The 18,304-nt window shown below is 69.4% G+C and carries 18 protein-coding genes; 9 read left to right on the top strand and 9 right to left on the bottom strand.

Annotation, left to right across the window (positions count from 1 at the left end):
• Positions 1–212 precede the first annotated feature (212 nt).
• Both CFB82_RS16605 and CFB82_RS16600 read left to right on the top strand, forming a co-directional pair.
• Complete coding sequence (locus CFB82_RS16605; RefSeq protein ID WP_069249037.1) at positions 213–1,289, top strand: porin; 1,077 nt, start codon at positions 213–215, stop codon at positions 1,287–1,289.
• A gap of 178 nt (positions 1,290–1,467) precedes the next feature.
• Positions 1,468–2,430 (top strand): LysR family transcriptional regulator, encoded by a 963-nt coding sequence (locus tag CFB82_RS16600; RefSeq protein ID WP_039346485.1) that lies wholly within the window; start codon positions 1,468–1,470, stop codon positions 2,428–2,430.
• A 115-nt stretch (positions 2,431–2,545) separates the two neighbouring features.
• On the opposite strand, the gene CFB82_RS16595 is transcribed toward CFB82_RS16600, so the two are convergent.
• On the bottom strand, positions 2,546–3,505 hold the full coding sequence (locus CFB82_RS16595; protein ID WP_047852303.1) for an NAD(P)H-dependent flavin oxidoreductase: 960 nt from the start codon (positions 3,503–3,505) through the stop codon (positions 2,546–2,548).
• A 266-nt stretch (positions 3,506–3,771) separates the two neighbouring features.
• Between CFB82_RS16595 and CFB82_RS16590 the strand changes: the two genes are divergently transcribed.
• Entirely contained in the window at positions 3,772–4,668 is an 897-nt protein-coding gene (locus CFB82_RS16590; RefSeq protein WP_069249036.1) for an alpha/beta fold hydrolase, read from the top strand.
• A gap of 56 nt (positions 4,669–4,724) precedes the next feature.
• On the opposite strand, the gene CFB82_RS16585 is transcribed toward CFB82_RS16590, so the two are convergent.
• On the bottom strand, positions 4,725–5,216 hold the full coding sequence (locus CFB82_RS16585) for an Lrp/AsnC family transcriptional regulator (protein WP_011353413.1): 492 nt from the start codon (positions 5,214–5,216) through the stop codon (positions 4,725–4,727).
• Positions 5,217–5,328: 112 nt separating this feature from the next.
• On the opposite strand from CFB82_RS16585, the gene CFB82_RS16580 reads away from it, so the two are divergent.
• Positions 5,329–6,231 (top strand): DMT family transporter, encoded by a 903-nt coding sequence (locus CFB82_RS16580; protein ID WP_069249035.1) that lies wholly within the window; start codon positions 5,329–5,331, stop codon positions 6,229–6,231.
• 265 nt (positions 6,232–6,496) lie between these two features.
• Here CFB82_RS16580 and CFB82_RS16575 read toward each other — a convergent pair whose 3' ends face one another.
• The 4 genes from CFB82_RS16575 to CFB82_RS16560 are packed head-to-tail and all read right to left on the bottom strand — an operon-like array spanning position 6,497 to position 9,139.
• The gene (locus tag CFB82_RS16575) at positions 6,497–6,709 is read right to left on the bottom strand and encodes a DUF1289 domain-containing protein (protein WP_069249034.1); all 213 of its coding nucleotides are present in this window, start codon (positions 6,707–6,709) and stop codon (positions 6,497–6,499) included.
• Positions 6,706–7,212, bottom strand: a complete 507-nt coding sequence (locus CFB82_RS16570) for a YbaK/EbsC family protein (protein WP_069249033.1) — start codon at positions 7,210–7,212, stop codon at positions 6,706–6,708. The genes CFB82_RS16575 and CFB82_RS16570 overlap by 4 nt, the downstream gene beginning before the upstream one ends.
• A gap of 26 nt (positions 7,213–7,238) precedes the next feature.
• Positions 7,239–8,171, bottom strand: coding sequence for a hydroxymethylglutaryl-CoA lyase (locus CFB82_RS16565; protein WP_069249032.1), 933 nt, complete (start codon positions 8,169–8,171; stop codon positions 7,239–7,241).
• A 26-nt stretch (positions 8,172–8,197) separates the two neighbouring features.
• Positions 8,198–9,139: a 2-hydroxyacid dehydrogenase gene (locus CFB82_RS16560; RefSeq protein ID WP_069249031.1), complete on the bottom strand. Its 942-nt coding sequence runs from the start codon at positions 9,137–9,139 to the stop codon at positions 8,198–8,200.
• Positions 9,140–9,488: 349 nt separating this feature from the next.
• On the opposite strand from CFB82_RS16560, the gene CFB82_RS16555 reads away from it, so the two are divergent.
• The gene (locus CFB82_RS16555) at positions 9,489–10,112 is read left to right on the top strand and encodes an RBBP9/YdeN family alpha/beta hydrolase (protein ID WP_069249030.1); all 624 of its coding nucleotides are present in this window, start codon (positions 9,489–9,491) and stop codon (positions 10,110–10,112) included.
• A 255-nt stretch (positions 10,113–10,367) separates the two neighbouring features.
• Here CFB82_RS16555 and CFB82_RS16550 read toward each other — a convergent pair whose 3' ends face one another.
• On the bottom strand, positions 10,368–10,655 hold the full coding sequence (locus tag CFB82_RS16550) for a hypothetical protein (RefSeq protein ID WP_069249029.1): 288 nt from the start codon (positions 10,653–10,655) through the stop codon (positions 10,368–10,370).
• A 554-nt stretch (positions 10,656–11,209) separates the two neighbouring features.
• Between CFB82_RS16550 and CFB82_RS16540 the strand changes: the two genes are divergently transcribed.
• The 3 genes from CFB82_RS16540 to CFB82_RS16530 are packed head-to-tail and all read left to right on the top strand — an operon-like array spanning position 11,210 to position 15,207.
• A complete protein-coding gene (locus CFB82_RS16540) occupies positions 11,210–11,965 on the top strand; it encodes a (2Fe-2S)-binding protein (RefSeq protein WP_069249028.1) in 756 nt (251 codons plus the stop codon).
• Between the two features lie 18 nt (positions 11,966–11,983).
• A complete protein-coding gene (locus tag CFB82_RS16535; RefSeq protein WP_069249027.1) occupies positions 11,984–12,985 on the top strand; it encodes an FAD binding domain-containing protein in 1,002 nt (333 codons plus the stop codon).
• On the top strand, positions 12,982–15,207 hold the full coding sequence (locus CFB82_RS16530; protein WP_069249026.1) for a xanthine dehydrogenase family protein molybdopterin-binding subunit: 2,226 nt from the start codon (positions 12,982–12,984) through the stop codon (positions 15,205–15,207). The genes CFB82_RS16535 and CFB82_RS16530 overlap by 4 nt, the downstream gene beginning before the upstream one ends.
• 9 nt (positions 15,208–15,216) lie before the next feature.
• Here the strand turns inward: CFB82_RS16530 and CFB82_RS16525 are convergent, their stop codons facing one another.
• Positions 15,217–16,137 (bottom strand): LysR substrate-binding domain-containing protein, encoded by a 921-nt coding sequence (locus CFB82_RS16525; protein WP_069249025.1) that lies wholly within the window; start codon positions 16,135–16,137, stop codon positions 15,217–15,219.
• Positions 16,138–16,247: 110 nt separating this feature from the next.
• On the opposite strand from CFB82_RS16525, the gene CFB82_RS16520 reads away from it, so the two are divergent.
• Complete coding sequence (locus CFB82_RS16520; protein ID WP_069249024.1) at positions 16,248–16,886, top strand: glutathione S-transferase family protein; 639 nt, start codon at positions 16,248–16,250, stop codon at positions 16,884–16,886.
• A gap of 54 nt (positions 16,887–16,940) precedes the next feature.
• Here CFB82_RS16520 and CFB82_RS16515 read toward each other — a convergent pair whose 3' ends face one another.
• The gene (locus CFB82_RS16515; RefSeq protein ID WP_069249023.1) at positions 16,941–18,212 is read right to left on the bottom strand and encodes an MFS transporter; all 1,272 of its coding nucleotides are present in this window, start codon (positions 18,210–18,212) and stop codon (positions 16,941–16,943) included.
• Positions 18,213–18,304 lie beyond the last annotated feature (92 nt).

Here is an 18,304-nt window from a genome sequence, read left to right as displayed (position 1 = left end):
GCGACCGCGTCCGTGCGGGGCCGCCGGCAGGTGCCCGGCCATGTATCAACTCCGCGAAGTTAATGCCGCCGCTATACCCGCAATAAGTGTGCGCAATTTTGACCGGACGAATGATCCGTAAAGATGGCTGCGCCCCATACGACGCAAGCACTCGGCTCCAAAAAACAACGCTCGCGCCACTTATCGACAATTCGACAAAATCTGGAGATCCAATGAAAGCATTCGCACGCCGTGCGTCGCGCACGTCCGTCAAGCTGATCGCCGCGGCTGCCTGCGTGGCGGCTACCGCTCCCGTCCATGCACAGTCGAGCGTGTCGCTCTACGGTCAGGTCGACGAATGGGTCGGCGCAACCAAGTTCCCGGGCGGCAACCGCGCGTGGAACGTGAGCGGCGGCGGGATGTCGACGTCGTACTGGGGCTTGCACGGCGCCGAGGATCTCGGCAACGGCTACAAGGCGATCTTCACGCTGGAAAGCTTCTTCCGCGCGCAGAACGGCCAGTTCGGCCGCTTCCAGGGCGACACGTTCTTCGCACGCAACGCCTACGTCGGCATCGATTCGCCGTACGGCACGGTGACGGCCGGCCGCCTGACGACGCACCTGTTCCTGTCGACGATCCTGTTCAACCCGTTCTACGACTCGTACACCTTCTCGCCGATGGTGTACCACGTGTTCCTCGGCCTCGGCACGTTCCCGACCTACCCGAGCGACCAGGGTGCCGTCGGCGATTCGGGCTGGAACAACGCGCTGTCGTACACGTCGCCTTCGTTCGGTGGCCTGAATTTCGGCGCGATGTACGCACTCGGCAACCAGGCCGGCGACAACGGCTCGAAGAAGTGGAGCGCGCAGTTCAACTATGCGAACGGCCCGTTCGCGGCGACCGCGGTCTATCAGTACGTGAACTTCAACAACGGCCCGCGCGACCTGAGCGCGCTGGTGGCCGGCATGAAGAGCCAGGGCATCGCGCTGGTCGGCGCGGCCTACGACCTGAAGCTGGTGAAGCTGTTCGGCCAGTACATGTATACGAAGAATGACCAGGTCGCGGGCAGCTGGCACGTGAACACCGCGCAGGGCGGCGTGTCGGTGCCGCTCGGCGTCGGCAACGCGATGGCGTCGTACGCGTACTCGCGCGATTCGGGCGGCCTCGACCAGACGCGCCAGACCTGGGCCGTCGGCTACGACTATCCGCTGTCCAAGCGCACGGACGTCTACGCTGCGTACATGAACGACCACATCAGCGGCCTGTCGACCGGCAACACGTTCGGCGCCGGCATCCGCGCGAAGTTCTGACGCGCACGCGCGACCGGTGCGCCGGACGCACGAAAAGTGCGTCCAGACTGCATGTTTTTCACGCCAGAACGGCGCCGCCACCCGCGGCGCCGTTTTGCCTTTGTTGACCTTTCTGTTTCCCCGCCTTTGTTACCCTATCTCGTAATTGGAACATTCCCCGTCATTACGAGCGAGTTCGATGGATACCCTCGTCAGCATGAATGTGTTTCGCTACGTCGTCGAAGTGGGCAGCTTCGTCGGCGCGGCCGAGCGCATGCAGATGTCGGCTGCGATGGCGAGCAAGCACGTGATGCATCTCGAGCAGCAGCTCGGTGCGCGGCTGCTGCATCGCACGACACGACGCGTCGCCCCTACCGAGGCGGGACGCGAATACTATGAGCGCCTGGTGCAGGCGCTGTCCGAACTCGACGAAGCCGGGCAGGCCGTCGGTGCCGCGAGCGTGGTGCCGCAAGGCAGGCTGCGCGTGACGTCCCTATCGGCGTTCGGGCTGCGGCACGTGATGCAGGCCGTCACCGATTATGCGGGCCGGTTCCCGGACGTGACCGTCGACATGACGCTGTCCGATCGCGTCGTCGACCTGATCGAGGAAGGCTACGACGTCGCGGTGCGCGCGGCGCCGAACGGATTGAAATCGTCGTCGCTGGTCGCGCGGCAGATCGCGACCGCGCACATCCTGCTGGTCGCGTCGCCCGAGTATCTCGAGAAGCACGGCACGCCCGCGACGATCGGCGATCTCGCGCACCACAACTACCTGCGGCGCGACTCGAATTCGACGATGCTCGACTCGCTGGTGATCGACGCGGCCGCCGCGTCGCGCGTGAACCTCAACGGCAACCTGATCGTGAACCATCTCGAAGGGCTGCGTGCGGCCGTGCTCGCGGGCGCGGGCATCGCGCTGCTCGGCACCGAGGTGGTCGGCGACGACATCGAGTCCGGCCGGCTCGTGCCGGTGCTGCTCGATGCGGTGCCGCCGCACGAGGCGCCGATCTACGCGGTCTACGCGAGCCGTCGTCACGTGTCCGCGAAGGTGCGTTCGTTCGTCGACTTCCTGGCGGCGCGTTTCGAAGGGCAGTCGCTGTGCCCGTCGATCGAATCGCGCCTGCGCGTGCTGCCGATCACGCGGATGAAGCGCGCGGTCTGAGCCGTCTTTCCCGCGGCAGCGGGGCAATGAAAAAGCGCGAACCGCTGCGGTTCGCGCTTTTTGTTTGGTCCGACGGCATTCGCGCCGGCGGCGGCCGTGATCGCCGCCGCATCCGTCAGCGCGGAATGCCGAGTCGCGCCTTCGCGTCGTCGTACTCGCGCTTCAGGCGTTCGACGAGCGCGCCCACGCTCGGCAGGTCGTCCATCAGGCCGACGCCCTGGCCGGCGCCCCAGATGTCCTTCCACGCCTTCGTCTTGTCGCTGCCGAAATTCATCTTGGTCTTGTCGGATTCCGGCAGCGCCTCCGGATCGAGGCCGGCCTTCTCGATGCTCTCGCGAATGTAGTTGCCGTGCACGCCCGTGAAGAGGTTCGTGTAGATGATGTCCGACGATTTCGCGTTCACGATCGCGTGCTTGTAGTCGTCGATCGCGTGCGCTTCCTGCGTCGCGATGAAGCGCGTGCCCATGTACGCGAAGTCGGCGCCCATCGCCTGCGCCGCGAGGATCGAGCCGCCGTTCGCGATCGCGCCGGACAGCACGATCGGGCCGTCGAAGATCTTGCGGACTTCGCCGACGAGCGCGAAAGGCGACGTCGTGCCCGCATGGCCGCCTGCGCCGGCCGCAACGAGGATCAGCCCGTCGACACCGGCTTCGAGCGCCTTCTGCGCGTGACGCAGGTTGATCACGTCGTGCAGCACGATGCCGCCGTAGCTGTGCACCGCGTCGACGATCTCGCGCGCCGGTGCGCGCAGGCTCGTGATGAAGATCGGCACCTTGTGCTCGACGCACACGCGCACGTCGTGCTCGAGCCGCGCATTCGACTGGTGGACGATCTGGTTGACCGCGATCGGGCCGATCACCGCGTCGGGATTCTTTGCCTGGTGGTCGGCGAGCTCGGACTGAATCTGCGTGAGCCACTCGTCGAGCAGTTCGGCCGGACGGGCGTTGAGCGCGGGGAACGAACCAACGATGCCCGCCTTGCATTGCGCGAGCACGAGTTCGGGGTAGCTGACGATGAACATCGGCGACGCGATGACGGGCAGCGTCAGGTTCTGCAGGACGGTGGGCAATGCCATGTGATGTCTCCAGTCTCCAGGGGCGGCCGCGCGGTCGCGCCGACGCCATGCTTTGCGGTCGAACGGTGATTCGAGTGTAGCTGCGAAACGATGTCGTCCTTATTAATACGAACGATCGTGCGATTCTACGCGAGCTTAACAAAATGCGCGGTGTGCCGGCAATCGAGTGAGTGTTCTCTTTCTACGGAATCTGGCTGTTGCCTCGCTGTGTAGATGCGCAAGCGCTCCTAAAATAGCCGCCATAACAAACCAACGAGAAACAAACCATGTCGTTTGAGGCGTTTGCACCGTTTCGCGTGATGGTGCAGGACACCGACATCTTCGGTGTCAAAGGAGGCGCGGGTCCGCCGCTCCTGTTGCTGCACGGACATCCGCAAACCCACATGATCTGGCATCGCGTTGCCGCGACGCTCGCGAATCATTTCACGGTGATCGCCACCGACCTGCGCGGGTACGGCGCGTCGGGCAAGCCGCCGAGCGACGCGCAGCACGTGCCGTATTCGAAACGGGCGATGGCGGCCGACCAGGTCGCCGTGATGCGGCATTTCGGCTTCGAGCACTTCCATGTGTGCGCGCATGATCGCGGCGCGCGGGTCGCGCACCGGCTCGCGCTCGATCATCCGGACGCCGTCGAACGGATGATGCTGCTCGACATCGCACCGACGCTCGCGATGTACGAGAAAACCGATCGCGCGTTCGCGACCGCGTATTTCCACTGGTTCTTCCTGATCCAGCCGGAGCCGCTGCCCGAGACGCTGGTCGGCGCGCATACCGATGCGTACATCGAGCGCGTGATGGGCAACCGGTCCGCCGGGCTGGCGCCGTTCGCGCCCGAGGCGCTCGCCGCGTACCGGGCCGCGCTCGCGCAGCCGGGCGCCGTGCATGCGATGTGCGAGGACTACCGCGCGTCCGCGACGATCGATCTCGAGCACGACCGTGCGGATCTCGAGCGCGGCAACAAGGTCGCGTGTCCGCTGCGCGTGCTGTGGGGCGAGAACGGGATCGTCGGCCGCTGCTTCGATCCGCTCGACGAATGGCGCCGTGTCGCGCGCGACGTCAGCGGCCGTGCGCTCGAGTGCGGGCACTACATTCCGGAAGAGGCGCCCGTCGCGCTGATCGAAGAACTGCTGGCGTTCTTCGAGGCGCGCGACGCGGCTGCCTGACGGTACGCGTGGGCACGCGTGAGCACGTCGGCGGCGCGGCGCGCGTACCGGCTCGTTCAGCGGTGCGCGCCGTCGTCCTCGACGAGTGGCGGCAGCCGGCGCGGCACCGGCGTCGACTTCACGATCGCGGTGCTCGTCTCGGCGCGCTCCGTCACTTTCGACAGAATGTCGTCGAGGTGCGCGATCGTGCGCAGGTAGAGCCGGCAGATGAAGCAGTCGTCGCCGGTCACCTTGTCGCACTCCACGAATTCGGGAATCCGCCGCAGCATCTCTTCGACGAGATGCAGCTGGCCGGGCAGCGGCTTCACGCGGACGATCGCCTGCAGCGTGTAGCCGAGCGCGCGCGGGTCGAGCTCGACGGTGAACGCGGCGATCACGCCCTGCGCCTCGAGCCGCCGCACGCGGTCGGCGGTCGCGGGCGCCGACAGCCCGATCTGCCGGGCGAGTTCGCTGGTGGCGATGCGCGCGTCGTCGGCCAGCGCCGCGAGGATCGCGCGGTCGGTCGCGTCGAGCGACGCGACGGCAGGCGGGGAAAGGCGTTTCGGCATGATCGCTTTGCTTTCGAAGGTGAATCGGTCGATTCACTTCAGTTTAGCCGTGGTTTCGGCGAATGCAAGTTTCTAGAATCGAACTCATTCCCGCTCTTCAACGGAGTTCATGATGGCCTCGAATGAAATTCGCCGCGGCGCCGCCGAGATGATCGTCGCGATGCTGATGTCCGGCACGATCGGCTGGCTCGTGATGTCGTCGCAGCAGCCGCTGACCAATGTCGTGTTCTTCCGCTGCGTGTTCGGCACGGCGACGCTCGCGATCGTCTGCGCGGCGTTCGGCTTCCTGCGCCGCTCGCTGTTCTCGCCGCGGATGCTCGTGCTCACGACGCTCGGCAGCCTCGCGATCGTCGCGAACTGGCTGCTGCTGTTCGCCGCGTATTCGCGCGCGTCGATCTCGATGGCGACCGCCGTCTACAACACGCAGCCGTTCATGCTCGTCGCGCTCGGCGCCATCGTGTTCCGCGAGCGGATTACCGCGTCGACGCTCGCGTGGCTCGCGCTCGCATTCGCCGGGCTCGTGTTCGTGGTGCGCGTCGAACCGGCCGTGCTCGCGGTGCCCGGCGAATACCTGGAAGGGGTCGCGCTGTCGCTCGGCGCGGCGTTCCTGTATGCGATCTCGTCGATCATCACGAAGCACCTGAAGGGCACGCCGCCGCATCTGCTCGCGCTGCTGCAGGTCGGCCTCGGCATCCTGCTGCTCGCGCCGTTCGCGCAGTTCGACACGTTGCCGGCGACGGCCGGGCAATGGGCCGACCTGATCGTGCTCGGCATCGTCAACACGGGGCTGATGTACGTGCTGCTGTATGGCGCGGTCCAGAAGCTGCCGACCGCGATGACGGGCGCGCTGTCGTTCGTCTATCCGGTCGTCGCGATCGCCGTCGATCGCGTCGCGTTCGGGCAGACGCTCGCGTGGACGCAGGTGTTCGGCGCGCTCTTGATTCTGCTCGCGGCGGCCGGCGTGAACCTTGGCTGGCGCATCGTGCCGGCCCGTCGTGCGGCCGTCGGCCACTGAAACGGTCGTGCGATTCGGCGAGCCGCTGCGCAGTATTGCGGCGGCGCGCCGAGCGCGCATTTCAGGAACGAGTATTGCGCGCGGATGGCGCCTGCATGGCGGGCAAAAGCGGTGCGCGCGCACGTGTGCAAGACGCTGTAAGAAGTTGTAGGGAAACACCCGATGCGATGCGCCCGCGTCGCTCGTATGATGCGGCTGTGACGTTGATCACGTTCACAGGATTCCGATCTCATGCCGTTCGCCTGTCAGGCTGAACGGCTTTTTTTTATGCGCCGCTTCTCGCCAGCAGACGCCGCCGCGCATCGAGCCGCGCGAGCAACGCGCGCCTTGCGTCGTTGTCCGACGCACGCCATCCCTTGATCTCGTCGCGCGTGCGCAGGCAGCCCGCGCACCAGTCGGTGCGCGGATCGATCCGGCATACGTCGGTGCACGGCGACGCGACCGTGCCGACCGGCATCGTCACCGGCACGTCGCTCATGCGGGCTCCCGCAACGCGACGTCCGCGACCGGCGCGCCCGTCAGCGACACGAGTTCGTTCGGCGACAGGTTGAATACCGCGTGCGGGTGGCCGGCGGCCGCCCACAGGCTGTCGAGCTCGAGCAGGTCGGCGTCGATCAGCGTGACGGGTTCGACGAGATGGCCGATCGGGCACACGCCGCCGATCGCATAGCCGGTGTTGTCGCGCACGAACTTCGCGTCCGCGCGGCCGACCGCGCCGACTTGCGCGGCGACCTTCTTCTCGTCGACGCGATTGACGCCGCTCGCGACCACGAGCACCGGCGCACCGTCCGACTGCCGGCGAAACAGGATCGACTTCGCGATCTGCGCGACCGAGCAGCCGAGCCCGGCCGCGGCTTCGGCGGAAGTCTTGCCGGTTTCGGCGAGCATCACGATGCCTTTCTCGTGGCCGCGCTCGCGCAGCAGCAGCGCGACGCGGCGCGCGGAATCGGGGAGGGCGTCGAGTGAAGCGGGTGTCGTCATGTCGAGGAATCCGTGGAAAGTCGGGGTCACACGCAGTTCGCGGCGTCGGCCGCGCTCTGCGCCTTGGCGAGCAGTGCACGACCGGCGCGCGACACGTTCGCGCGGCCGATCGCGTTCGAGATGAAGTCGCCGGCGGCGACGACCTGCGCGAGATCGATGCCGGTTTCGATGCCGAGGCCTTGCATCAGGTACAGCACGTCCTCGGTCGCGACGTTGCCGGTCGCGCCCTTCGCGTACGGGCAGCCGCCGAGGCCCGCGACCGACGCGTGGAAGATCTCGATCCCTTCGAACAGCGCCGCGTAGATGTTCGCGAGCGCCTGGCCGTAGGTGTCGTGGAAGTGGCCGGACAGGCGTTCGCGCGGGAACACGCGCGTGACGGCCGCGAGCACTTCGCGCGTGCGCTTCGGCGTGCCGACGCCGATCGTGTCGGCGATGTCGATCTCGTCGCAGCCGAGCGCCGCGAAGCGCTCGACGACGTCGACGACCGATGCGACCGGCACGTCGCCCTGGTACGGGCAGCCGAGCGTGCACGACACGCTGCCGCGCAGCCGCAGGCCCGCATCCTTCGCCGCCTTCGCGACGGGTTCGAAGCGCGCGATGCTCTCGGCGATGCTGCAGTTGATGTTCCGCTGCGAAAACGCCTCGCTCGCCGCGCCGAAGATCACGACTTCGTCCGCGCGCGCCGCGAGCGCATTCTCGAAGCCCTTCAGGTTCGGCGTGAGCACAGAGTACACGGTGCCCGCGCGGCGCTCGATGCCGGCCATCACGTCGGCGCCGTCGGCCATCTGCGGCACCCATTTCGGCGACACGAACGACGCGGCCTCGACGTTGCGGAAGCCGGCGTGCGACAGCCGGTCGACGAGCGCGATCTTCACGTCGGTCGGCACGAAGGTCTTCTCGTTCTGCAGCCCGTCGCGCGGGCCGACTTCGACGATCTTGACGGCGGTGGGGAACGTCATGGTTGTCTCCTGGTGTGCTTGTAGGTTCAGTAGCCGCGTGCGTAGTCGACGATGCCGCCGACGCGCTCGCCGCGCTCCAGTGCGCGGATCTTGCCGGCGATCTGGGCGATGGCTTCGTCGCGCAGCGTCTCGGCCGAGCTGTGCGGCGTGATCGTGATGCGCGGCGCATGCCAGAACGGATGGTCTTCCGGCAGTGGCTCGCGGTGGAATACGTCGAGCGTCGCGGCGGCTACCTGGCCGCTCGCGAGCGCGTCGAGCAGGTCGGCTTCGACGAGATGCGCGCCGCGTGCGACGTTGACGACATACGCGCCGGGCGCGAGCCGTGCGAACGTGCGCGACGACAGGATGCCGTCGGTGTCGGGCGTGCTCGGCAGCAGGTTGACGAGCACCTTCGCGCCGTCGATGCACGCATCGAATGCGCCGTCGCCGGCGAAGGTCGTCACGCCGTCGAGCTGCTTCGCGCTGCGGCTGTAGCCGCGCACGGGCAGGCCGAGCGCGGCGAGCGCGCGCGCGACCTGCGCGCCGAGCACGCCGAGGCCGAGCACGGCGACGGTGAAGCTGGCGCGCGCATGCGGTTCGAGCGGTTGCCAGCGGCGCTCGCGCTGCAGCACTTCGTATTCGTCGAAGCGGCGCAGGTAGCGCAGCACCGCGTGCGTCACGTATTCGACCATCTGCTGCGCCATGCCCGAATCTTCCAGCCGCACGAGCGGCACGTGCGGCGGCAGCGTGCCCGGATGCGCGTGCTCGAGCGCGAGCAGCGCGTCGACGCCGGCGCCGAGGTTGAAGATCGCGCGCAGGCCGTCGCGCGGGGCGAAGAATTCACGCGGCGCGCGCCAGACGAGCGCGTAGTCGGCGGCGGCCGTGTCGCCCGGCTGCCACGCGCGCAGTTCGGCTTCCGGCAGCGCATGCGCGATCTCGTCGCGCCACGCGTCTGCTTCCTGGTGCGGGGAATGGAACAGGATCTTCATTGGATGACGGCGTGCGCGCCGGCGAGGCGCGTCACGGGAACGGCGAGCGGGGCCGGGCGCAGCGCGCCGGCGGGCGTAGCGGACATCGGGCGTCTCCTGACGACCGGGCGCCCGGCGCGTCGGCGCCCGGCCCCGGTTCCGTGTGAAGCTGACGGGAAGCCCACATTCTACGGTCTCGTGGCGCATCGCGCGCCGGTGCGCGAGGCGGGCGGACGCCCGGATGGCCGGCCCCCGGATGGCCGGCCCCAGGATGGCCTGCCCCCGCAAAAGCAAATCACAAAATATTGGTTCGGCCGCCGCGGCCGCCGCGCCACAATCGAATCCCGTCTTCAAGCAAGCGAGGGCAATCATGCGCGCATGCAGCAAATCGGCGTGGCCGCCGCGGCTCGTCACCGTTCCGGGCCTGCACGGCAGCGAAGGCGCTCACTGGCAGACCTGGCTCGAACGGCAGTTCCCGCGCTCGCTGCGCGTCGAACAGGACGACTGGAACGCGCCCGATCTCGCGCGCTGGGCGCAATCGGTGCGCGCATTGCTCGACCGCGAACGCGGCCCGTTCGTGCTGGCCGCGCACAGCTTCGGCTGCCTCGCGGCCGCCCATGCGCTCGCGCAGTGGCCGCATACCGGCGACGTCGCGGGCGTGCTGCTCGTCGCGCCCGCCAGTCCGAAGAAGTTCACGTTTGCCGGGCCGTTCGACGCGCGCCGGCTCCCCGTGCCGTCGATCGTGATCGGCAGCGAAACCGATCCGTGGATGCCGCTCGGCGACGCGCGCACGCTCGCGCAGCATCTGGGCAGCGCGTTCGTGAACCTCGGCGACGCGGGGCACATCAACACCGCGGCCGGCTTCGGACCGTGGCCGCGCGCGAAATACTTCATCGACACGCTCGTCCACTGCGCGGCACCGCTGCGCTTTCGCGATGCGGACGACGGCTTCGAGGCCGCGCTCGTCGATCGCGCGCTCGCGCACGCGGTCTGACGGGCGGGCGGCGCGGCGCATGCCGCGCGGCGGCTGTCGCGGCATCGCGCGCCGTTGCGCTTGCGACGCGCGCACGGGCCTGACGCCGGCCGGCTCCGAATCGCTCGGCCGGCCGGGCTCGGCGTGGCCCGCGAGGGGGCGCGACGCCATGCCGTTTGCGCCACCGCCGACCGTGACGTCATGTCAGCGACGCCTCCCAACGAATGCCCACCGCTCTCCCCGAGCGGGTCCGACTCCTATCACGTGGTGACGGGATCAGCCCGGCGACGACGCGGCCGCGTTGGAGGCGGCTGCATTCGCGGCGGGCTTCGCATCGTCGTCGTCATCGGGCGGGTAGTGCACGACGGGCGGCGCGAGCGGCGCGGCATCGGACGCGGCGGTATTCGCGCTCGCGTCGCTGTTGAACGCGCTGGCGGCGCCGCTCGATGCGCCGCCGGCCTGCTGCGCGGCGTCGGTCGCGCTGGCGTCGTGCGGCGCGTCGTCGCTGCAGGCGGCGACGAAAACGGCGGCACACAGAACGACGGCGACGAAAACGCGACGCATGACTTCTCTCCTGGCAGGCTGATCGGGAAACGTTTTCGAGTATGCCGCCGCGATGCGACGTTTCGGTGAATCGTTTGCGATGCGAGTGTAATCGCGACCTGTTTTCGTCAGGCCGACGGAACGCCTTCGCGGCGATCCGCCGGCATGCGTGGCGGAATTTTCCGGCAGAGACGGATGCTGCGCGCATTTACACGGCGCGCAACGACGCGACCCGGCCACGGCGACGCGAGCGCCATGCGCACCGTGGCACATGCACCCGGCAACTTGCGACCGATGTGTGACCGGATGCGCCGGAAAACCGGGCGTTATTGCCGCTTCGTCAGCGAACGGCCAGCCGCGCGCCAGCGGGGTGTCATGAAGGCATGGTCAGCGGCAACGTGTTCCGTCTGCCGCCCGGTGCGCGCCGCGCACGGGTGACCGGCGCGGCACATCGGCGTTGCCCCGCCGTTTCGGGGCACCGGAATTGCTCGTTGCCGATGCGCGTGCCGACCGCGCCGCCATCCGGGCGCGGGGCGGCACATCCGCGTCCATCAACCATGGAGCGAGCAGAAATCATGTCCAGCGATCGATCCGATTCTCCGTCTGCCGAACCGGCGCGCGATGCCGCCCCGTCACCGCTCGGGCCCGGCCATTCAGCGGCGCCGCGGTTGCCGCACGATACGCCGTCCAGTGCCGCGCGGCGCCGCTTCCTGCAATCCGCGGCGGCTGCCGCGACCGTCAGCGCCGCATCGCACGTTCATCCGCAGCCGTCGTACGCGGCATCCACGCCGGCCGCGCCCCGCCGCGATACGGTGCCGGCGCAGCCCGTGCGTCTCGACATCAATGGGCGCGAATACGCGCTGCAGCTCGAACCGCGCGTCACGCTGCTCGACGCCCTGCGCGAATACGCCGGGCTCACGGGCACGAAAAAAGGCTGCGATCGCGGGCAGTGCGGCGCGTGCACGGTGCTCGTCGACGGGCGGCGCATCAACGCATGCCTGACGCTCGCGGTGATGCACGAAGGCGCGCGGATCACGACCGTCGAAGGGCTGGCGCGCGGCGGCGTGCTGAGCCCGGTGCAGCGCGCATTCGTCGAATGCGATGCGTTCCAGTGCGGCTACTGCACGCCCGGGCAGCTCTGCTCGGCGACCGCGCTGCTCGACGAGTTCGCGGCGGGGGCGGGGAGCGCCGCCACCGACGATGTGCGGCGCCGCCCCGCGCAGCTGTCGGACGACGAGATCCGCGAGCGCATGAGCGGCAACCTGTGCCGCTGCGGCGCGTACCCGAACATCGTCGCCGCCGTGCGCGCCGCGCACGCGGCGCGCGGCTAGCCGACGGAGGGCACCGCAATGGAAGCGATCTCCTACGAACGCGCGACCGACGTCGCCGGCGCCGTGCGCGCGGCACAGCGGCCCGGCGCCGCATTCATCGGCGGCGGCACGAACCTGCTGGACCTGATGAAGGGCGGCGTCGCGCGGCCCGTCACGCTCATCGACATCACGCGGATCGCGGGCCTGGATACGGTCGATGCGCTGCCCGGCGGCGGCGTGCGCATCGGCGCGCTCGTGCGCAACAGCGACGCGGCCGATCATCCGCGCCTGCGCGCCGACTATCCGCTGCTGTCGCAGGCGCTGCTCGCCGGCGCGTCCGCGCAATTGCGCAACATGGCGACCGTCGGCGGCAACCTGATGCAGCGCACGCGCTGCCCGTATTTCTACGATCCCGCGTTCGCGCAATGCAACAAGCGCGAGCCGGGCAGCGGCTGCGCGGCGATCGGCGGCCACAACCGGATGCACGCGATCCTCGGCGCCAGCCCCCAGTGCGTGGCGGTAAACCCGTCGGACATGAGCGTCGCGCTCGCCGCGCTCGACGCCGTCGTGCAGGTGAGCGGCCCGCGCGGCGCGCGGCAGATTCCGATCGCCTCGTTTCACCGCTTGCCGGGCGATCGTCCCGATCTCGACACGACGCTCGAGCCGGGCGAGCTGATCACCGCGGTGGACTTGCCGCCGCCGCGCTTCGCCGACCATGCGCACTATCTGAAAGTGCGCGATCGCGCCAGCTACGCGTTCGCGCTGGTGTCGGTCGCGGCCGCGCTGCGGATGGACGGCCCGCGCGTCGCCGACGCGCGGATCGCGCTCGGCGGCGTCGCGCACAAGCCGTTGCGTGCGATGGAGGCGGAAGCGCATCTCGCGGGCCGCACACCGACCGACGCGACGTTGCGCGAGGCGGCCGCGCTGGCGTTGCGCGACGCGCGGCCGCTCGACGGTAATGGCTTCAAGGTCGCGCTCGCGCAGCGGGCGATCGTCCGTGCGGTCGAAACGGCAGCCGCCGTGCCGGGAGGTGCCGCATGAACACGATGACGGGACAACCGCTAGACCGTGTCGACGGCGTGCTCAAGGTGACGGGCGGCGCGCACTACGCGGCTGAATTCTCCGATGCGCGGCTCGCGCACGCGGTGCTCGTGACGAGCACGATCGCATCCGGGCACATCGAGTCGATCGATGCGGCGCGCGCCCGCGCGATGCCGGGCGTGCTGATCGTGATCACCCACGAGAACGCGATGCGGCTGCCCAACGGCGGCCGGCCGCCGCTGTCGCCGCCCGCCGGGCGCCGACTCACGTTGCTGCAGGACGATACGGTGCGCTACAGCAACGAACCCGTCGCGGTCGTCGTCGCCGAAACGCTCGAGCAGGCGACCGACGCCGCGCATGCCGTGCACGTGCGCTATCGCGCGAGCGATGCCGTGGCGGATTTCGCGCTGGCGAAGCGCGGCGCGCGCGTGCCGCCGAAGCAGCAGGGCCGCCCGATGGATACGCAGCGCGGCGACGTCGATGCGGGCCTGCGCGAAGGCGCGGTGCGCATCGACGCGACCTATACGACGCCGATGCAGCATCACAACCCGATCGAGCCGCATGCGACGATGGCGCGCTGGGACGGCCCGATGCTCACGCTGCACGATGCGACACAGGGCGTGTCGGGCGCGAGCACGGCGGTGGCCGCGGTCTTCGGCATCGCGCCGGACCACGTGCGCGTGATTTCACCGTTCCTCGGCGGCGGCTTCGGCTGCAAGGGTTCGTCGTGGTCGCACGTGTCGTTGTGCGCGATGGCCGCGAAGCAGGTCGGGCGCCCGGTTCGTCTCGCGCTGACGCGGCCGCAGATGTTCGGCCCGGTCGGCGGGCGGCCGTTCACCGAACAGCGCATCGTGCTGGCCGCCCGCCGGGATGGCACGTTGACGGCGATGCGCCACGACACGATTGCCACCACGTCGACGTTCGAGGACTGGATGGAGATGTGCGGGATGCCGTCGCGGATCATGTACGCGGTGCCGAACCACGCGACCACGCACCGGATCGTGTCGCTGAACGTCGGCACGCCGACGTTCATGCGCGCGCCCGGCGAGGCGTCGGGCTCGTTCGCGCTGGAATCGGCGATGGACGAACTCGCGTGGCGGCTCGGCATGGACCCGGTCGCGCTGCGGCTCGCGAATTACGCGGCGGTCGATCCGCAGGACGGCAAGCCGTGGTCGAGCAACAAGCTGCGCGAATGCTACGAGGTCGGCGCGCGGCGCTTCGGCTGGTCGCGCCGCACCGGCGCGCCGCGCACGATGCGCGACGGCGACACGCTGATCGGCCTCGGGATGGCGGCCGCCACGTATCCGGCGAACCGCAGCGAAGCGTCGGCGCGGGCGCGCATCTTGCCGGACGGCACGGCCGAAGTCGCATCGGGCACGCAGGACATCGGCACCGGAACCTACACGGTGATGACGCAGGTCGCGGCCGATGCGCTCGGTTTCTCGCCGCAGAACGTGCGCTTCGTGCTCGGCGATTCCAGCCTGCCGCGTGCGCCGGTATCGGGCGGCTCGCAGTCGGCGGCGAGCGTGGCGCCGGCCGTGCGCGAGGCCGCGCTGCAGGCGCGCGCGAAGCTGGTCGCGCTGGCGGTCGCCGCCCCCGGATCGCCGCTGCAAGGCGCCGCGGCCGATGACGTGACGGTCGACAACGGCTGGGTCGTGCATCGCGGCGACCCTTCGCGGCGCGATCCGGCCGCGGCGGTGATCGCGCGTGCGGGCGGTCAGCCGATCGACGCGCAGGCGACGACGAAGCCGGGCGACGAGAAGTCGCGCTATGCGTCTCATTCCTTCGGCGCGGTGTTTGCCGAAGTGCACGTCGATGCCGAACTCGGCACGATTCGCGTACCGCGCATCGTCGGTGTCTACAGCGTCGGCAGCCTGCTCAACGCGAAAACGGCACGCAGCCAGTTGATCGGCGGGATGGTGTGGGGGCTCGGCACCGCGCTCGAGGAAGGCTCGCATCTCGACGTGCGGCACGGCCGCTTCACGAACGCGAATCTCGCTGAATATCACGTGCCCGTGAACGCGGACATCGGCGAGCTGGATGTGAGTTTCGTCGACGAAAGCGACACGCATTTCAATCCGCTCGGTATTCGCGGCATCGGCGAGATCGGCATCACCGGCGTGCCGGCCGCGATCGCCAATGCGGTCTATCACGCGACCGGCGTGCGGGTGCGCGATCTGCCGATCACGCTCGACAAGGTGGCGATGCCGATGCGGGCGTGAGCGCCGGCGTCAGCGCCGAGGCGTCCTGCGCCGCACCTCGCTGCGCAGCCAGTCGAGCCAGGTGCGGATCGCCGCTTCGTGCGGATGGCCGGGGCGCCACACGACGTAGTGCGCGTACACGTCGGCGATGCGCACCGTCGACACGCGCACGAGCGTGCCGTCCGCGAGTTCGGGCTCGATCAGCGAGCGGCGCGCGAGGGCGACGCCGCGGCCTTTCAGCGTCGCGTCGATCAGCGCATTCGGATCGGTGAAACGCGGCGCGCGTGCGGATTCGGTGAGGTCGAGTCGCGCGGCCTGGAGCCACGGTTCCCACGGCTGCGCGGGATGGCGCAGCAGCGTCGCGCGCACGAGATCGGCCGGCGCGCGCGGCGCGACGCCGTCGCGATTGCGGTACGTGGGGCTCGCAACCGGAAAGATCGTCTCGTTCATCAGCTTCTCGGCGACGACGCCCGGCCACGTGCCGGGCCCGTAGCGCAGCGCGACGTCGATGCGGTCGCGCTTGCGCAGCGGTGCGAGCGCCACGTCCGGGTGCAGCGCGATCGCGATGTGCGGATGCGCGGCCGTAAAGCGCGGCAGGCGCGGTGCGAGCCAGCGCTCGGCGACGCTCGGCAGCACGCTGACGTTCAGCGTGACGTCGCAGGTGCGTGGGCGACTGCGCACGGCGAGCGCCGGCTCGAACGCGCGCTCGAGCACACTGAGGCCCTGGCGTACCTGCAGTGCGAGCGCGTGCGCGGCGTGCGTCGGCGTCGCGCCGTTACGCTCGCGCGTGAAGAGCGGATAGCCGAGCTGCGCCTCGAGCGCGCGAATGTGCTGGCTGACGGCGCCTTGCGTGAGCGCGAGTGCGTCGGCGGCGCGCGTGAAGCTCTGCAGCCGCACGGCGGTCTCGAACGCACGCAGCGTCTGCAGCGGAGGAAGGTGGATGCGTCGCATGCGGGTATTAGTAACACTAATGTCCGAGCACGACAATTCATCGTTTGCGGCGGGCAGGCGCGCGTTCCTACACTCGGTTCCGTCTTCCACCCCCGTCGGGCCACACCACCATGAACGCCTATCGTCTCTATCTTTCGCCGGGCGCCTGCTCGCTTGCCGCCCACATCGCCCTGGAGGAAACCGGCGCGCCGTTCGACGTCGAGATCGTGTCCGTTCGCGAGCAGCAGAACCTCGAAGCGCGCTATCTCGCGATCAACCCGAAAGCGCGCGTGCCCGTGCTCGCGATTCCGGGCGAGCCGCACGTGCTGACCGAAACGCCGGCGATCCTCACGTATCTCGCGCGCCGCTATCCGGATGCGCAATTGCTGCCGCTCGGCGATCCGCTGCGCGAGGCGCGGTGCCACGAATGGCTCGCCTGGCTGGTCGGTTGGGTGCACGGCGTCGGCTACGGCGCGCTGTGGCGGCCGGGCCGCTTCATCGGCGATCCGGCCCTGCATGGCGAGGTCAGTGCGCACGGGCGGCGCACGATCGAAGCCGCGAACGAGACGATCGAAGCCGCGCTCGCCGACGGCCGCACATGGGCCGAGCCGGGCGCGCATTCGATCGTCGATCCGTTCCTGTTCGTGCTGTATCGCTGGGGCGTCGCGATCGGGCTCGACATGACGCGGCATGCGGCTTGGACTGCCCACGCGCAGCGTGAGGCCGAGCGGCCGGCGTCGCGGCGTGCGATGGCGCGCGAAGCAGCCTGACGGATTGCAGGCGTCATGGCGTGCGCTGCGACGCCTGCGTGAGACGAGCGGCTGCTATTTCGCGGCGAACAGCGGATAAGTCGCGCCGGCGACCAGCGCGGCCGCGAGCCACACGACACTCCACGAGCTGACCGCGAGCAGCGGTGGAATCGCGAGTGGCGTCGCGAACAGCCCGAGGTAGACGATCGTATTGGCCATGCCGAGTGCGGTGCCTGCCTGATTCGCGCCCGCGAGCGTCGCGAGCTCCGTGTATGCGACACCGTGCCACGCGGACACGCAGATGCCGGCGAAGACGAGAATCGCGACGATCGCGGCGAGCGGCACGTGCGGGCTGCCGGCCGTCGCCGCGGCAAGCAGCGTGAACGATCCGGCCGCGACGAACACGGAACCGCGCAGATACGCGCGCCGGTTGCCGTGCCGGTCGGTATGACGGCCGCTCCATACGCGCATCACCATCGCGCCGAGCTGCAGCGCGACCATCGCGGCACTGATGCCGGCGAGGCCGAGCCGGCCGAAGTCGTGCAGGAACACCGTCGCGAACGTGAGCACCGCGAACTGCGGCGCGCACAGCAGGCCGATGCCGAGCACGATCCGCCACACGGGGCCGCTCGCGAGCGGGTTGCGCACCTGCGGCGCGGACGACTGCCGCTCGACGGGGCGATGCGTGGCCGGGTGCGTCACGGCCGGTTCGGCCGGCGGCTCGTGCAGCCAGCGCCAGGTGAGCGCGGCCGATCCCGCGCACAGCAGCATCAGCGCGCCGAATACCGCGGCAAAGCCCAGGTGCGACGCGAGCGACGGCAGGAGCGCCGCGCCGAGGCCGCCGCCGAGCGGCACGGCCGTCTGGCGGATGCTCATCGCGAGCCCGCGTTCGCGCTCGCCGAACCAGCGCATCACCGCGCGCCCGCTCGACCCGTTCACGCTACCGCCGAGCAGGCCGACGCAGCACATTGCCACGACGACGCGCATCAGCGGCGGCACGACGTGCGCGGTCGGGACGATCGTGCACACCATCAGCGCGAACATCGCGGCCGTCGCGACGAGCCCGGCGAGCAGCACGCGACGGTCGCCGAAGCGGTCGGCGGCCATCCCCCACGGCAGCTCGGACAGCGCGACGCCGAAGCCGAGCGCGCCGAGCACGAGGCCGAGCGCACCGTTGTCGAGGTGATAGGCCGTGCGCATCCACACGGCCGTGGTCGGAATGCCGGCCGCCGCGGCCGAGAAGCTCATGTTCGCGGCGACGCCGGCCGCCAGCACGCGCCAGCGATGAGCCGCGCCGCGCACGTCGCGGGCGGGCGAGGAGGGGGAAGCGATGCACGAGGTATCCATGACGGCAGGCCCGGTTGGAAATTGACATCCACAGTCTGGCGCCCTATATTCATCCTGAAAATCGGAAAGTTCTTGATGAATCGTTCGATATA

It is taken from the genome of Burkholderia sp. HI2714 (genome assembly GCF_002223085.1).
Taxonomy (GTDB): Bacteria; Pseudomonadota; Gammaproteobacteria; order Burkholderiales; family Burkholderiaceae; genus Burkholderia; species Burkholderia lata_D.
Note: the sequence above shows the minus strand (reverse complement) of the source record. Positions and strands in the feature narration are given on the sequence as shown.

Coding starts and splice junctions, on each gene's coding strand:
- CFB82_RS16605 (WP_069249037.1), top strand. CDS start 213: ATGAAAGCATTCGCACGCCGTGCGTCGCGCACGTCCGTCAAGCTGATC.
- CFB82_RS16600 (WP_039346485.1), top strand. CDS start 1,468: ATGGATACCCTCGTCAGCATGAATGTGTTTCGCTACGTCGTCGAAGTG.
- CFB82_RS16595 (WP_047852303.1), bottom strand. CDS start 3,505: ATGGCATTGCCCACCGTCCTGCAGAACCTGACGCTGCCCGTCATCGCG.
- CFB82_RS16590 (WP_069249036.1), top strand. CDS start 3,772: ATGTCGTTTGAGGCGTTTGCACCGTTTCGCGTGATGGTGCAGGACACC.
- CFB82_RS16585 (WP_011353413.1), bottom strand. CDS start 5,216: ATGCCGAAACGCCTTTCCCCGCCTGCCGTCGCGTCGCTCGACGCGACC.
- CFB82_RS16580 (WP_069249035.1), top strand. CDS start 5,329: ATGGCCTCGAATGAAATTCGCCGCGGCGCCGCCGAGATGATCGTCGCG.
- CFB82_RS16575 (WP_069249034.1), bottom strand. CDS start 6,709: ATGAGCGACGTGCCGGTGACGATGCCGGTCGGCACGGTCGCGTCGCCG.
- CFB82_RS16570 (WP_069249033.1), bottom strand. CDS start 7,212: ATGACGACACCCGCTTCACTCGACGCCCTCCCCGATTCCGCGCGCCGC.
- CFB82_RS16565 (WP_069249032.1), bottom strand. CDS start 8,171: ATGACGTTCCCCACCGCCGTCAAGATCGTCGAAGTCGGCCCGCGCGAC.
- CFB82_RS16560 (WP_069249031.1), bottom strand. CDS start 9,139: ATGAAGATCCTGTTCCATTCCCCGCACCAGGAAGCAGACGCGTGGCGC.
- CFB82_RS16555 (WP_069249030.1), top strand. CDS start 9,489: ATGCGCGCATGCAGCAAATCGGCGTGGCCGCCGCGGCTCGTCACCGTT.
- CFB82_RS16550 (WP_069249029.1), bottom strand. CDS start 10,655: ATGCGTCGCGTTTTCGTCGCCGTCGTTCTGTGTGCCGCCGTTTTCGTC.
- CFB82_RS16540 (WP_069249028.1), top strand. CDS start 11,210: ATGTCCAGCGATCGATCCGATTCTCCGTCTGCCGAACCGGCGCGCGAT.
- CFB82_RS16535 (WP_069249027.1), top strand. CDS start 11,984: ATGGAAGCGATCTCCTACGAACGCGCGACCGACGTCGCCGGCGCCGTG.
- CFB82_RS16530 (WP_069249026.1), top strand. CDS start 12,982: ATGAACACGATGACGGGACAACCGCTAGACCGTGTCGACGGCGTGCTC.
- CFB82_RS16525 (WP_069249025.1), bottom strand. CDS start 16,137: ATGCGACGCATCCACCTTCCTCCGCTGCAGACGCTGCGTGCGTTCGAG.
- CFB82_RS16520 (WP_069249024.1), top strand. CDS start 16,248: ATGAACGCCTATCGTCTCTATCTTTCGCCGGGCGCCTGCTCGCTTGCC.
- CFB82_RS16515 (WP_069249023.1), bottom strand. CDS start 18,212: ATGGATACCTCGTGCATCGCTTCCCCCTCCTCGCCCGCCCGCGACGTG.